This window comes from Streptomyces sp. NBC_00557 (assembly GCF_036345995.1).
Lineage (GTDB): Bacteria > Actinomycetota > Actinomycetes > Streptomycetales > Streptomycetaceae > Streptomyces.
Window position 1 is genome coordinate 4,091,141 of sequence record NZ_CP107796.1, and the last position, 13,829, is coordinate 4,104,969.

Here is a 13,829-nt window from a genome sequence, read left to right on the forward strand (position 1 = left end):
TGATCGTGCGGTGGGGCGGGGAAGGGAAGGTCAGACGGCGGCGGTCTTCTCGGGCTCGGCCTTGTCCTCGTCCGCGAGGGCAGCGAGGAAGCGCTCGGCGTCCAGAGCGGCGGAGCAGCCGGTGCCGGCGGCGGTGATCGCCTGGCGGTACGTGTGGTCGACCACGTCACCGGCGGCGAAGACACCGGTCACATTGGTGCGGGTGGACGGGGAAGCCACCTTCAGGTAGCCCTCCTCGTCCAGGTCCAGCTGGCCCTTGAAGAGCTCGGTGCGCGGGTCGTGGCCGATCGCAATGAACAGACCGGTCACCGGCAGCTCGGACAGCTCGCCCGTCTTGACGTTGCGCAGCTTGAGACCGGACAGCTTCTGCTCACCCTGGATCTCGGCGACCTCGCTGTCCCAGACGAACTTGATCTTCGGGTCGCCGAAGGCGCGCTCCTGCATGGCCTTGGAGGCACGCAGGGTATCCCGCCGGTGGACGATCGTTACGGACTTGGCGAACCGCGAGAGGAAGGTGGCCTCCTCCATCGCGGTGTCACCACCACCGATCACGGCGATGTCCTGGTCCTTGAAGAAGAACCCGTCACAGGTCGCGCACCAGGAGACACCACGGCCGGAGAGGGCGTCCTCGTTCGGCAGGCCCAGCTTGCGGTGCTGCGAGCCGGTGGCGACGATGACGGCCTTCGCCTGGTGGACCGTGCCGGCGGTGTCCGTGACGGTCTTGATCTCACCGGTGAGGTCGACGGAGACGATGTCGTCCGGAACGAGCTCGGCGCCGAAGCGCTCGGCCTGCGCCCGCATGTTGTCCATGAGGTCGGGGCCCATGATGCCGTCGCGGAAGCCCGGGAAGTTCTCGACCTCGGTGGTGTTCATCAGCGCGCCACCGGCGGTGACGGCGCCCTCGAACACCAGGGGCTTCAGCGACGCACGGGCGGTGTAGAGCGCCGCCGTGTAGCCTGCGGGCCCGGAGCCGATGATGATCACGTTACGGACGTCGCTCACGGCTTGATTCCTCGTCTCTGGTCTGCGTCAGTCGACCGGCGGGAGCCCCTTTCAGGACTCTCACCCCACCCAACGGATCCTACGGGGCGCGCATTCCCACTGTGTCAGGGCACACGCATGCCGGGCGGGATGACTGACGCAGCCTCCAACAGACTCAGGGCCGGGCGAAAGAGTGCTTCAGAAGCACGGTGCCGGCGGCGCCGTTCTGGCGGCCTATGCATGCCGCATCGACGATATAGACGGTGACGCGTGTGCTGTCGTCGCGGTCCGGCAGAACGACGAGGTAGGCGCTCTTCCCGGCGTAGGTACCGGTCTTGGCGGCCAGGGCCTGATCACCCCGCGGGATGGCCCGGCGGACGCAGTCGGGGACGGGGATCTCCGTCTGAAGCAGCGTATTGGCGCTCTCGGTGCCCTGCGGGGTGTTCTCACCGCCGGTGAGCCCGGACCGCGGATGCTGGCTGCTGTTGCCCCGCTGTGCCTTCTTCGTGGAGAGTAGATCGCGGACCTGGTTCTCGACGCTGGTTCCGGAGAACGCACTCACGGACGGGCTGGGCGTGCCGTGCGCCGTCGTGTCGGACGTGCCGCCGGAGAGTGACTGGAAGACCAGAGAGCCGACCCCCAGGACGGCAGCGGTGAGTACCGTGCCCAGAACGGCCCTGCGTCGTCGACCGCGCCCGCTCTTCTTCCGTCCCGGTCCGGTCGTAGCCTGTGGGCGCCCGGAGGGGCGATCGGCGGGGCGATCAAGCGGGATCGATGTTTCACGTGAAACATGGTCTTCGGTGGTGTCCCGCGAGCCGCTGGGCAAGGCCTCGGCGGCGAGAGCGGCATCGATCCGCGTGGCCACGTCGGCAGGCATGAGCTCCGCATCCGGCGCGGATCCCAGCAGTCCCCGGATCTCCTCCAGGGAGGCCTGGACGTCCGCGCACAGCTCGCAGGCCTCCAGATGGCGCTGTATGTCCGCGCCGCGGTCCGGAGGAAGCAGGCCTTCGGTGAGGTCGGAGATCTCCGCGACGTCCGGGTGCCCGGCCGCGTCTGTCGTGGAAGTCACGCTCGCCCACCTCCGCCCTTCACTACGGCTGAATCGCTCGGTCCTGGGTCCTCCGGGCTCTCCCCGGGAGACCCCGTTGCCGGTGGGACGGATGTCCCCTGCACCCGGTTCCGTCCCGGGCCGGGTTCTTTTCCGCTTCCGGAACCCTCGGGCCGTAGATGGGTGAGCAAGGGCAGCAGCCGGGCTCTGCCCCGGGCGCACCGGCTCTTCACCGTGCCCGTCGGCACATCGAGGATCCGGGCGGCTTCGGCCACGGGGTACCCCTGCATGTCGACGAGGACCAGGGCGGCACGCTGGTCGTGCGGGAGTGTGCCGAGAGCTTCCAGGAGCTGGCGGTGGACGTCGTTGCGTTCGGCGGGCGCCGAGGCCGACTCGTGCGGCTCCAGGAGCTGCTCCAGCCGCTCGGTGTCGTCGACCGGCGAGGTCTTCCGCGAGGCCATCTTGCGGGCACGGTCCAGGCAGGCGTTCACCGTGATCCGGTGCAGCCACGTCGTGACGGCCGACTGGCCCCGGAAGGTATGGGCAGCCCGGTACGCCGACACCAGGGCGTCCTGCACCGCGTCGGCGGCCTCCTCACGGTCCCCCAGCGTTCGCAGCGCGACCGCCCAGAGCCGGTCCCGATGCCGCCGCACGATCTCACCGAAGGCACCGGAGTCGCCTTCCACGTGGCGAGCGAGCAGCTCCTTGTCGCTCACTCCGTCGTATCCGGCGCCCTCCGCCATCTGCCCCCTCCGGTCCGGGTGAGACGTCAGCCCGTGAACTTCACTTCGCCGATGGCCTGCTTGTAGCCGGCGCCGGCATACGCGCTCGGGTCCGCACCCGAGTACGGCACGGCCGTCAGCCACACGAGGACGTACTGCGTCTTCGCCGGCTTGCTGACCTTGACCGTCGCGGTGGTGCCGCTGGTCGTGACCTTGCCGATCTGGTGCATCGAGTCCAGGGACGGGGGTGTCAGCGAGTCGGCCGAGTACAGCTCGACCGTGGTGTGGTCGCCGGGGTAGCGCAGGCTGATGGTGGCCGTGCTGAGGGACTTCGCCGAGCCGAGGTCGTAGACGATGCCGACGCCCGGCTTGTAGGGAGCGATGGTCGGACCTTCGTTGAAGGTCTTGGTGCGCCAGTAGGTCGACGGGTTCCCGTCGTACGTCTTGGCCACGTCACCGGGGTGCTGTGCGTCTCCCTCGGCGACGAATTCCTGACTGCCCTTGATGCTTATCGGCGTCGGCTTGGGCTGCGCGGCGCCCTTGTCCCCGTCGTCGGTCTGCTGGCTCTTGTTGGTGTCGTCGGACTTGCCGCTCTGGTCCATCAGCGCGTCCGCCAACTGCCAGCTGCCCAGGCCGAGAGCGGCGATGAGAAGGGCGGAGACCGCCCACTTCAGCGCCTTGCCGGTACGGCTCTGCAGCGGGGGCGGCGGGGTGGTGATGGGCTGGGTGGCGCCGGGGAGCGGCCCCGGACGGCCGTAGGTGCCCTGCTGGTAGGTCGTGCGCTGGTACTCCGGCGGGGCCGTGAACGCCGGCTCCGGCGGGCGGATGCGCGGCATCTCGCCGATCGCCTTCACCAGCTCCTCCGGCGTGGTGCACGGAGCCTCATGGCGGGAGGCGGTGGCGCCGTCGTTGGCGAGGGCACGCATGGCCAGTTCGGACAGACCCCGGTGAACACCGGCCCGCACCTGGTCCGGTGCGATGAGGCCGACGTCCTTGGGCAGCCCGGACAGACCGTACGCATCGTTCTCGTACGGCCAGCGCTGGGTCAGGGCGGCGTACAGCAGGGCGCCGATCGACTCGGTGTCGGTGCGCTGCGGGGTGTCGGAGCTGATGCCGCGCAGCGCGGCGTTCACGGCGAGGCCCCGGATGCGCCACTGGCCGGTGGAGGTGCGCAGGACGGCGTTGGGGTTGAGCCGGAGGTGGGCGAGGCCCTCGCGGTGGGCGGCGGCCATGGCGGAGGCGATCTGACTGACCATCTGGTAGGCGTCGTGCGGCTCCAGCGGGCCTGCCGTGAGGAGCGTGGTCAGCTCGGTGGCGTCGGGCAGCCACTCGTGCACGACATAGACGAGGTCGTTCTCCTCGACGGCGTCGAGGACCTGGACGAAACGGGGGTCGCCGAGCAGCGCGGAGGCACGGGCGGCGGCGAGCACGGAACGGGCCCGCGTGTGATCCGAGGGAAGGATGTGGACGCCGACGGCCCGACGGAGTTTCTCGTCGACCGCACGCCAACTGCTGAATCCGTCCAGACGGGTGACGCACTCCTCCAGCCGGTAGCGTCTGGCGAGCTTGTGACCGCTGTGCAGTTCAGGAGGCGAAGCCTTCTTTCCGGAACCCTCGGGCCCGCCGCTCCCCTGTGCCTGATCGCTGTCCGTGTCCCGCTCCGGGTTCTTGGCCACCCCGTCGGCCGTGGACTGGTCCGCCTTGGCGGTCAGCGGCTGCTCACCGCTGTTGTCTGCCACGTCGACGGCAGCCGTGCTCCGTTCCGCCACCGTCGTCCCTGCCTCCCCATCCGTTGCGCGCTGTCCGACGCCGAAACCAATTGTGCCCACAGTCCGCCGCTATGCACGACACACGGCGGCGGACGATGGTTGTGCGCCTACCCCCGCCTCAGCGGCCCAGACGCCCGCGGACCATGCCCACGAGCGAGTTCAGTTCCTCGATGCGCATCCGGCGGGCGGCGACGAAGAAGACCCCGAGCAGCACGGCACCACCGGCGAGCAGCGCGGCGAAGGAGCCCATGACGCCCTGGCCGAGGGTGTGCCCGATGCCGTAGCAGGCCGCGCCGCTGAGCAGGGCCGCCGGCACCGAGGCGATGCACAGGCGCGCGTACGTCCGCATGACGCGGGTGCCGTCCAGGTCGCCGCCGAGCCGCTTGCGCAGCCGCCGCCAGGCGACGCCCACACCGATCGCGTAGGCGAGACCGTAGGCGGCCGCCATACCGGCCACCGCCCAGCGGGCGGGAAGCAGGAAGTAGCACAGTGCCGAGGCGCCCGCGTTGACGGCGGCCACGATGACGGTGTTGTAGAAGGGCGTCCGGGTGTCTTCGTAGGCGTAGAAGGCCCGCAGGACGACGTACTGCACCGAGTACGGGATCAGGCCGAGGCCGAAGGCCATCAGCATGTAGCCCATGTTCGTGGCCTCGCCGGTGCCCGACGAGCCGAAGATCAGCGTGCACATCGGGATGCCGAGCGAGAGGAAGCCGAAGGCGATCGGGACGATGGCGACGGCCGTGGTCCGCAGGCCCTGGGAGATGTCGTCACGGACCGCGCCGCCGTCGCCCTCGGCGGCCGAGCGCGAGATACGCGGCAGCAGGGCCGCCATCAGGGACACCGTGATGATGGCCTGCGGCAGGCCCCAGATCAGCTGGGCGTTGGCGTAGGCGGCGAAACCGGTGCCGACGGTGCCGGAGTCCTTGCCGGCCGCCGTGGACAGCTGGGTGACGATCATGGCGCCGGCCTGGTTCGCGAGCACGAACAGGACCGTCCACTTGGCGAGCATCGCGGCCTTGCCCAGGCCGTGGCCCCGCCAGTCGAACCGCAGCCGGATCCGGAAGCCGGTCTCGCGCAGGTACGGGATCATCGCCAGCGCCTGGACGACCAGGCCGAGCAGCACACCGACGCCGAGCAGGCGCTGGCCCTCCGGCGGGATGTTCGTGACCGTCATGTGGGAGTGGGCGGCGGTGCCGTAGACCCAGATGAACATGCCCAGCGTCACGATGATGACGATGTTGTTCAGCACCGGGGTCCACATCATCGCGCCGAACTTCCCGCGCGCGTTGAGGATCTGACCCATCACCACATGGATGCCCATGAAGAAGATCGAGGGCAGGAAGTAGCGGGTGAAGGTGACGGCCACGTCGTTGGCCGCCGGGTTGGAGGCGACCGGGTTGGACAGCATGCGCACCAGCAGCGGCGCCGCGAACATCGCGAGGCCGGTCAGCGCGGCCAGGGCCACCATCACCAGGGTCAGCAGCCGGTTGGCGAAGGCCTCGCCGCCGTCCTCGTCCTCCTTCATCGCCCGCACCAGCTGCGGCACGAAGACGGAGTTCAGGCCACCGCCGACCGTGAGGATGTAGATCATCGTCGGCAGCTGGTAGGCCACCTGGAAGGAGTCGCCGAGGAAGCCGAGGCCGAGCGCCGAGACGATCAGGGCGGAGCGGATGAAACCGGTGAGGCGGGAGACCATCGTGCCCGCCGCCATCACGGCGCTGGACTTCAGCAGCCCGGCGGCCTTGCCGCCCTTCTTCGCGGGCGCGTCCGCGGGAGCCGCCGCCTCGGGCTGCGCGGCGCCGTGCGGAGCGGCGGGATCCGGGGCCGCGGCCGGGGCGGGCACCGGCGGCTGCGCCGGGGCTCCCGGGGCTCCTGGGGCGGCCGGGTAGGCGGCCTCGGCGTACGGGCTGCCCTGCTGGGGGCCCTGTCCGTGCGCCGGCGGGTACTGGCCCGCCGGGCCGTAACCGCCGCCCGGAGCGGCGGCCGGCCGCGCGTAGGCCGGCGGATCCATGGGTGCCTGCCCGCCACTGTGCTGCTGATCCTTGAAGAGGTGGGCGAACGCGTCAGGCTCGTGGTACCCCTCGGCCGAGTGCGTGACCGGGTCGTCCACGCCCACGAACTGGTGGGTACGCGAATCGTCGCCGTAGGGCCCGTACGCGGCGGGACCCTCCGGCTCCTGCGCCGGTGTCTGCCCCCAGCCACGCGGGTCAGGGGCGTACGGCTGCTCGGCGGGCCGGCCGTACGGCTGCTGCTGGTAGCCGCCCGGAGCGGGCGGCGGATGGGCGGCGCGGTCGTACCGCGCTGCACCGCGCGGGTCCTGAGCGGTGGGGTCCTGCGGCCGGTAGGGGTCCTGGTCGTAGGCGTCCTGGGGGTACATGTCCGCCGCGTGCTGCGGCGGTACCTGGCCGGGCTCCGGCGGCGTCTCGGGGTAGCCCGAGCCGGCCGCGCCCTGGCCGCGGTCACCGTCGTACGGCGCGTTCATGCTTACCCCACCTCATCGTCCCTGGCCCACTGGCCATGACCTCGCTCAACGGTCCACTCTCTCACCCGTCCCGGACGGGTCGGTGCGTTCCGGTGCGGTGTCCGGCGCAGGGTCACTCGGGTGCTCCGGGTCGTCTGCCCCGGAGGAGGAGACGGAATCCTCCGGCTCCTGGGGGAGACGGTCGGCGGGCGCGTCGGGGTTCCGGGACTCCTCGCCGGCCTGCTCTGCAGCGTCGGGGCCGCCCTCCTCCGTCTGGCCGGCCGACGCGCGCTTGCGCTGGGTGTACATACGGAAACCGGCGAGGACGAGAAGAAGGACACCGCCGCCGATGACCAGCATCACCGTCGGCGTGATCTCGGTGACCTTCACGTCGAAGCTGACGGGGGCGCCGTACTTCTGGCCGTCCTCGGTGTACAGCTGGGCGATCACCGTCGCCCGGCCGTTGGCGTTGGCCGAGGTGGTGAACTTCACGGACTGGCTGTGGCCGCCGGAGATCTCCACCGGCTGCTCGTAGTAGGCCTTGCCGCCGATCTTCAGACGGGTCGGCATGGTCGAGGTGAGCCGCAGCACCAGATGGCCGACCGGCTGGACGAGATTGTTCTGGACGGTCACCGGGATGGTCGCGCTGCGGCCGGAGAGCTTGGTCTCCGACTTGTCGATCAGCTTGACCTGGTCGGCCAGCTCGTCCAGCCACTGCTCCACGCCGTCCCGGTAACTCTCGGCCTCACCGCTCCTGCCGCGCCAGGACGTGGACATCTCACGGTTTATGGCCCGGCCGAACGGCGTGACGACGCGGGACTGGTCGGACAGGATCACCTGGAAGCTGTCGAGCTTGTCCTGGGTGCGCGCGATCTGCTCGAAGGCGGAGCGGGGCAGTTCGTGCCAACGCAGCGAGGAGGGGTAGGCCGACGTCGGCGGGATGCGCGTGGTGGCGTTCGGGTCCGGCTTGTCCTTGGCCGCCGCGGAGAGGTTCTGGGACTGGGACCAGTTCCCGTCCTGGAGCGCCTTCAACGCCGCGGCCATCGCCTGTGCCTGGCTCGCGGTGGGCATGCGCTGGGGGGCGACGACGATGCTGCGCTGCTTGTCCGTCTGCGCGTTCACCTCGAGGCTCTGCGCCAGGAACTCCTGCACGGCGAGTGTGGCCGAGTCCGCCTTCGTCAGGTCGCCCTCGAAGGCCGTGGACAACCGGGCGTCGGCGACCACGGCCGTGGTGCCCGAGCCGACCGGGCGGGCCGCGGAAGGCGTGTACGGCAGTCCGGCGTTCTCCTGGAGGCTGTCGCTGCGGGCGATCACGCGGTCGGCTCCGGCGGAGGTCGCGACCTTCATGATCGCGGGGTCGACGGCGCCCTCCACCGGCCAGGCGAAGTCGGTGCTCGGCGTGATGTGGAGCACGGTCCTGACGGTGGTGGCGGCGACGTCGGTGGCGTCCTTGAGGTGGCTGAGCGAACCGGTGACGCTGGTGCCGTTGTGCGCGAGGGACGCCAGGTCCGGGTCGGCGAAGGGCAGCGCGACGACCTCCTTGCCCGCCACCGCGTCCTGCAGGTGCGCCAGCCACTGCTTGGCGAGCGCCTGGTGATCCTTGGGGCCCGGTGTGGTGGTGCCGCCGGCGCCGGGCAGCCGGTAGTTGCCGGTCGCCATCGCGTCCACCGAGGCCAGCAGGTCCGGGTCGATCACCCAGGTGACGTCGAGGTCCCTGCCCAGTTCCACCATCTGGGCCAGCCGGCCGCCCGGTGCGAGTTCCTTGGCCAGGTCGTCGTTGCGGAACACCGGTGTCTGAAGCTCACCGGCTCCCGTCTTGGCCGTCATGTGGACCGTGGAGATCAGCGGCCACAGGTACGTCGTCTTGGTCTTGATGTCTGCCTCGGACGGCTGCCACGGCAGGAACGTCCGCTGGATGCCGAGCATCTGGTCCCAGGGCTGGGCCGCGGTCTGTCCGGAGAGGGAGACACCGAACGCGTAGACGCCGTCGTCACCGAGATCGAGCTTGGACACGGGGACGGAGATGCTGAAGTGCTCCGCGACACCCGGGGACAGCTTGGCGAACTTCTCCGTGTACTTGCCGCCGACCTCGGAGCCGGTTCCGCCCTGCAGGTCGTCGGAGTGCTGGGCGAGCGAGTCGATCTCCGAGCGGGTGTCCAGCAGGGGGCCCACCCGCAGGTCCACGTGCGCGCCGGTGACGGTCTGCTTGCCGTGGTTGGTCACCGTGCCCGACACGGTCAGCGTGTCGCCGTCCGTGGGCGCGCTGGGGGTCAGCGAGTCCAGGTCGACGGCCACCGTGCCCGAGGAGGCGGCCTGGGCGGGTGCGGCGGCGGGCAGCTGGAGCAGCCCGGCCAGCAAAGGCGCACCGGCGAGCAGCGCGCCGGTGCGTCGTAGCCACCGGCGGGCAGGTGAGGCAGGGGTCCCCTGGATGTCAGCCGCCTCGGCCACGCGCTCGCCCGTCCCTCGTCGTCGTCAGTGGTCGTCGGAATGTGCGTCCACGCATGGTAACGATGCGCGCTGAGTGGAAGTGCCGCGGTCTCCATCACAAGATCGGGAAACACCGGCGACCTGTCCTCTATATCCAGTATCGAGGGAAGACCTTTTGTACGCCGTAAGAGCAGCGCTTGCACGGGTATGGCGCCAGGTGTCCACCGCCTCTTTCACCGGGCCGTTCCGCGATCTTCACCGGGCCGCCCGTGGATGAAATGAAGGCAGCTCCTGGTCGCCGGGGCACGTACCCTCTTCTGTTGTGCCGAACCCGAACGAAGACACTCCCTCTGCCCTGAGCCAGGCGCAGCAGCGCGCGGTCGCCGAGCTGCTGCGGGTGGCGCCCGTCGCCGACGATCTCGCCCGCCGTTTCCAGGAGGCGGGGTTCTCCCTCGCCCTGGTCGGCGGATCGGTACGCGACGCGCTGCTCGGCCGGCTCGGCAACGACCTGGACTTCACGACCGATGCCCGTCCCGAGGACGTACTGAAGATCGTCCGGCCGTGGGCGGACGCGGTCTGGGAGGTCGGCATCGCCTTCGGCACCGTCGGCGCGCAGAAGAGCGCCCGCGTCGCGGACACCGACTGGAACTTCCAGATCGAGATCACGACGTACCGGTCGGAGGCCTACGACCGCACCTCCCGCAAGCCGGAGGTGTCGTACGGCGACTCCATCGAGGAGGATCTGGTCCGCCGGGACTTCACGGTCAACGCCATGGCCGTGGCCCTGCCGGAGAAGGAGTTCATCGACCCGCACGGTGGCCTGGAGGACCTCGCGGCACGCGTGCTGCGGACGCCGGGCACGCCCGAGGAGTCGTTCTCGGACGACCCGCTGCGGATGATGCGGGCCGCCCGGTTCGCCGCCCAGCTCGATTTCACGGTCGCCCCCGAGGTCGTCACCGCGATGACGGAGATGGCCGGACGCATCGAGATCGTCTCGGCCGAGCGGGTCAGGGACGAGCTGAACAAGCTGATCCTCTCCGCGCACCCGCGCAAGGGGCTGAGCCTGCTCGTGGACACGGGGCTCGCCGACCATGTGCTGCCGGAGCTGCCTGCCCTGCGTCTGGAGAGGGACGAGCACCACCGGCACAAGGACGTCTACGACCACACGCTGATCGTCCTGGAGCAGGCGATCGCCCTGGAGGAGAACGGCCCCGACCTCACCCTGCGGCTGGCCGCGCTGCTGCACGACATCGGCAAGCCGCGCACCCGCCGCTTCGAGAAGGACGGCCGGGTCTCCTTCCACCACCACGAGGTGGTCGGCGCCAAGATGACCAAGAAGCGCATGACCGCCCTGAAGTACTCCAATGAGCTGGTGAAGGACGTTTCACGGCTGGTCGAGCTCCACCTGCGCTTCCACGGGTACGGCACCGGAGAGTGGACGGACTCGGCGGTGCGCCGTTACGTCCGTGACGCGGGCCCGCTGCTGGACCGTCTGCACAAGCTGACCCGCTCGGACTGCACCACCCGCAACAAACGCAAGGCAGCCGCGCTGTCACGGGCCTACGACGGCCTGGAGGAGCGCATCGCCCAGCTCAAGGAGCAGGAGGAGCTGGACGCGATCCGCCCGGATCTCGACGGCAACCAGATCATGGAAATCCTGGGCGTCGGCCCGGGCCCGGTCGTCGGCAAGGCGTACAAGCACATGCTGGAGCTGCGCCTGGAGAATGGCCCGATGGAGCACGACGCGGCGGTAGCGGCTCTCAAGGACTGGTGGGCCGAGCAGAGCTGATCTGTGGCGGGCGCCAGCCCGGGCGGCGATGTTTCACGTGAAACATGCAGCAGGGCCGTGAGCGAGCGAGGGGCGGTGTTTCACGTGAAACATCGCCCCTCTTCGTCTGTGCGTCACCCGCTCCCCTCAGGAATGCCGTCTCGGCGTCGCTCGGAATGGGCCATGGCCGCGGTCACTCCGCCGTAGATCAAGGCGACCAGGATCACCAGAAGAGCCGAGCGGCCGTCCGGCGGCAGCATCAGGGCCGCCACTGCGGCGGCCCCCACGAAGGCCACGTTGAAGAGCACGTCGTACACGGAGAAGATCCGGCCGCGGAAGCCGTCGTCGACGGAGGACTGGACGATCGTGTCCGTGGCGATCTTCGCCCCCTGAGTGGTGAGGCCCAGGACAAAGGCCGCGGCCAGGAGGGGGCCGGTGGCGAACGGGAGGCCGAGGGCCGGCTCGAGGAGCGTGGCGGCACCGGAGCACACCACGATCCAGCGGCCAGGGCCGAGGCGTCCCGCCGACCACGGTGTCACTGCGGCTGCCGCGAAGAACCCGGCTCCCGACAGTGCCAGTGCGAGGCCGAGCAGCCGGAGTCCGCTCTCGGGGCTTGCCGACAGGGCGTACCGGCACAGCATCAGCAGAAGGACGAGAAGCGCGCCGTAGCAGAAGCGCATCAGCGTCATCGCGGCCAGCGCCCATGCGGCTGCCCTGCGGCGGGGAGCGGCCAGATGGCGGACGGCCGCTATGAGCTCCCGTGCCGTCTCGGCGAGGGCAGTGGCCATGCGCGGCCGTGCCGGCCGCCGGTCCGGGCCGAGGAGCCCGGGAGGAACGGTCAGGGAGGCCAGGCCGGCGCACAGATAGAGGAAGGCGCCGAGGAGGACCACGGCGGCGTCGGAGCCGGATGCCATGAGCCGTACGGCGAAGGCGAGGCCGCCGCCCGCGGCCGCGGCGAGCGTGCCGGCCGTCGGGCTCAGGGAGTTTGCGAGCACCAGGCGCTCGGTGTCCACCACGCGCGGCAGCGAGGCGGACAGCCCGGCGAGGACGAAGCGGTTGACGGCCGTGACCCACAGCGCCGAGGCGTAGAAGAGCCAGTCCGGGACATGGCTGACCATCAGCACCGCGGTGGCCGCGGCCAGCAGGGCGCGGAGCAGATTGCCGTACACGAAGACCTGCCGGCGCCGCCAGCGGTCCAGCAGGACGCCCGCGAACGGGCCGACCAGCGAGTAGGGGAGCAGCAGGACCGCCATCGCCTCGGCGATGGCGGTGGCCGAGGTCTGTTTCTCCGGGGAGAAGACCACATACGCGGCGAGCGCGACCTGATAGACGCCGTCGGCGCCCTGCGACAGCAGGCGAATGGAGAGCAGGCGCCGGAAGTACCGCAGGCGCAACAGGACGCGCAGGTCACGGACGACGGGCATGGGGCACAGCCTCACATATGCGGAAGGTCCCCGGGTCAGGGAACCCGGGGACCTTCACAGCCCTGGCAGGAGCGTTCTCGGGCGAGCGGGCGCCGTCAGGCACCCTGGCGCGCCGTGCCGGGTCGGACTATCGCTCGACCTCGCCGCGGATGAACTTCTCGACGTTCTCGCGGGCCTCGTCGTCGAAGTACTGGACCGGCGGGGACTTCATGAAGTAGCTCGACGCCGACAGGATCGGGCCGCCGATGCCGCGGTCCTTGGCGATCTTCGCGGCGCGCAGGGCGTCGATGATGACACCCGCGGAGTTCGGGGAGTCCCAGACCTCGAGCTTGTACTCCAGGTTCAGCGGGACGTCACCGAAGGCGCGGCCCTCGAGGCGGACGTAGGCCCACTTGCGGTCGTCCAGCCAGGCCACGTAGTCGGACGGGCCGATGTGGACGTTCTTCTCGCCGAGGTCCCGGTCGGGGATCTGGGAGGTGACGGCCTGCGTCTTGGAGATCTTCTTGGACTCCAGGCGCTCGCGCTCGAGCATGTTCTTGAAGTCCATGTTGCCGCCGACGTTCAGCTGCATCGTGCGGTCGAGGATGACACCGCGGTCCTCGAACAGCTTCGCCATGACGCGGTGCGTGATGGTCGCGCCGACCTGGGACTTGATGTCGTCACCGACGATCGGCACACCGGCCTCGGTGAACTTGTCCGCCCACTCCTTGGTGCCGGCGATGAAGACCGGGAGGGCGTTGACGAAGGCGACCTTGGCGTCGATGGCGCACTGGGCGTAGAACTTCGCCGCGTCCTCAGAGCCGACCGGCAGGTAGCAGACCAGGACGTCGACCTGCTTGTCCTTCAGGACCTGGACGACGTCGACCGGCTCCTCGGCGGACTCCTCGATGGTGGCGCGGTAGTACTTGCCGAGGCCGTCGAGGGTGTGGCCGCGCTGGACGGTGACACCGGTGCTGGGCACGTCGCAGATCTTGATGGTGTTGTTCTCGGAGGCGCCGATCGCGTCCGCGAGGTCGAGGCCGACCTTCTTGGCGTCGACGTCGAACGCGGCGACGAACTCGATGTCGCGCACGTGGTAGTCACCGAACTGCACGTGCATCAGGCCGGGGACCTTGGACGCCGGGTCGGCGTCCTTGTAGTACTCGACTCCCTGCACCAGCGACGCGGCGCAGTTGCCCACGCCGACGATGGCTACGCGAACCGAACCCATTCCGGTTGCTCCCTGTGTG

General features: G+C 70.0%; 9 protein-coding genes. 1 reads left to right on the forward strand and 8 read right to left on the reverse strand.

Annotation, left to right across the window (positions count from 1 at the left end):
• Positions 1-30 precede the first annotated feature (30 nt).
• The 6 genes from trxB to OG956_RS17550 all read right to left on the reverse strand — a co-directional run bounded on the left by trxB (position 31) and on the right by OG956_RS17550 (position 9,429).
• Positions 31-1,002 (reverse strand): thioredoxin-disulfide reductase, encoded by a 972-nt coding sequence (gene trxB, locus OG956_RS17525; RefSeq protein WP_330338909.1) that lies wholly within the window; start codon positions 1,000-1,002, stop codon positions 31-33.
• Positions 1,003-1,156: 154 nt separating this feature from the next.
• Entirely contained in the window at positions 1,157-2,050 is an 894-nt protein-coding gene (locus tag OG956_RS17530; protein ID WP_330338910.1) for an anti-sigma factor family protein, read from the reverse strand.
• Positions 2,047-2,772, reverse strand: a complete 726-nt coding sequence (gene sigM / locus OG956_RS17535; protein WP_330338911.1) for an RNA polymerase sigma factor SigM — start codon at positions 2,770-2,772, stop codon at positions 2,047-2,049. The genes OG956_RS17530 and sigM overlap by 4 nt, the downstream gene beginning before the upstream one ends.
• 26 nt (positions 2,773-2,798) lie before the next feature.
• Positions 2,799-4,520, reverse strand: coding sequence for a protein kinase family protein (locus OG956_RS17540; protein ID WP_330338912.1), 1,722 nt, complete (start codon positions 4,518-4,520; stop codon positions 2,799-2,801).
• Between the two features lie 118 nt (positions 4,521-4,638).
• Positions 4,639-7,002, reverse strand: coding sequence for a murein biosynthesis integral membrane protein MurJ (murJ, locus tag OG956_RS17545; protein ID WP_330338913.1), 2,364 nt, complete (start codon positions 7,000-7,002; stop codon positions 4,639-4,641).
• Positions 7,003-7,047: 45 nt separating this feature from the next.
• The gene (locus tag OG956_RS17550) at positions 7,048-9,429 is read right to left on the reverse strand and encodes a DUF6049 family protein (RefSeq protein WP_330338914.1); all 2,382 of its coding nucleotides are present in this window, start codon (positions 9,427-9,429) and stop codon (positions 7,048-7,050) included.
• Positions 9,430-9,730: 301 nt separating this feature from the next.
• On the opposite strand from OG956_RS17550, the gene OG956_RS17555 reads away from it, so the two are divergent.
• Positions 9,731-11,197: a CCA tRNA nucleotidyltransferase gene (locus OG956_RS17555; RefSeq protein ID WP_330338915.1), complete on the forward strand. Its 1,467-nt coding sequence runs from the start codon at positions 9,731-9,733 to the stop codon at positions 11,195-11,197.
• Between the two features lie 113 nt (positions 11,198-11,310).
• On the opposite strand, the gene OG956_RS17560 is transcribed toward OG956_RS17555, so the two are convergent.
• Together OG956_RS17560 and OG956_RS17565 are read right to left on the reverse strand one after the other, a co-directional pair.
• A complete protein-coding gene (locus OG956_RS17560; RefSeq protein WP_330338916.1) occupies positions 11,311-12,600 on the reverse strand; it encodes an MFS transporter in 1,290 nt (429 codons plus the stop codon).
• Between the two features lie 127 nt (positions 12,601-12,727).
• A complete protein-coding gene (locus OG956_RS17565) occupies positions 12,728-13,810 on the reverse strand; it encodes an inositol-3-phosphate synthase (protein WP_330338917.1) in 1,083 nt (360 codons plus the stop codon).
• Between the last annotated feature and the right edge of the window lie 19 nt (positions 13,811-13,829).

Coding starts and splice junctions, on each gene's coding strand:
- sigM (WP_330338911.1), bottom strand. CDS start 2,772: ATGGCGGAGGGCGCCGGATACGACGGAGTGAGCGACAAGGAGCTGCTC.
- murJ (WP_330338913.1), bottom strand. CDS start 7,002: ATGAACGCGCCGTACGACGGTGACCGCGGCCAGGGCGCGGCCGGCTCG.
- OG956_RS17560 (WP_330338916.1), bottom strand. CDS start 12,600: ATGCCCGTCGTCCGTGACCTGCGCGTCCTGTTGCGCCTGCGGTACTTC.
- OG956_RS17565 (WP_330338917.1), bottom strand. CDS start 13,810: ATGGGTTCGGTTCGCGTAGCCATCGTCGGCGTGGGCAACTGCGCCGCG.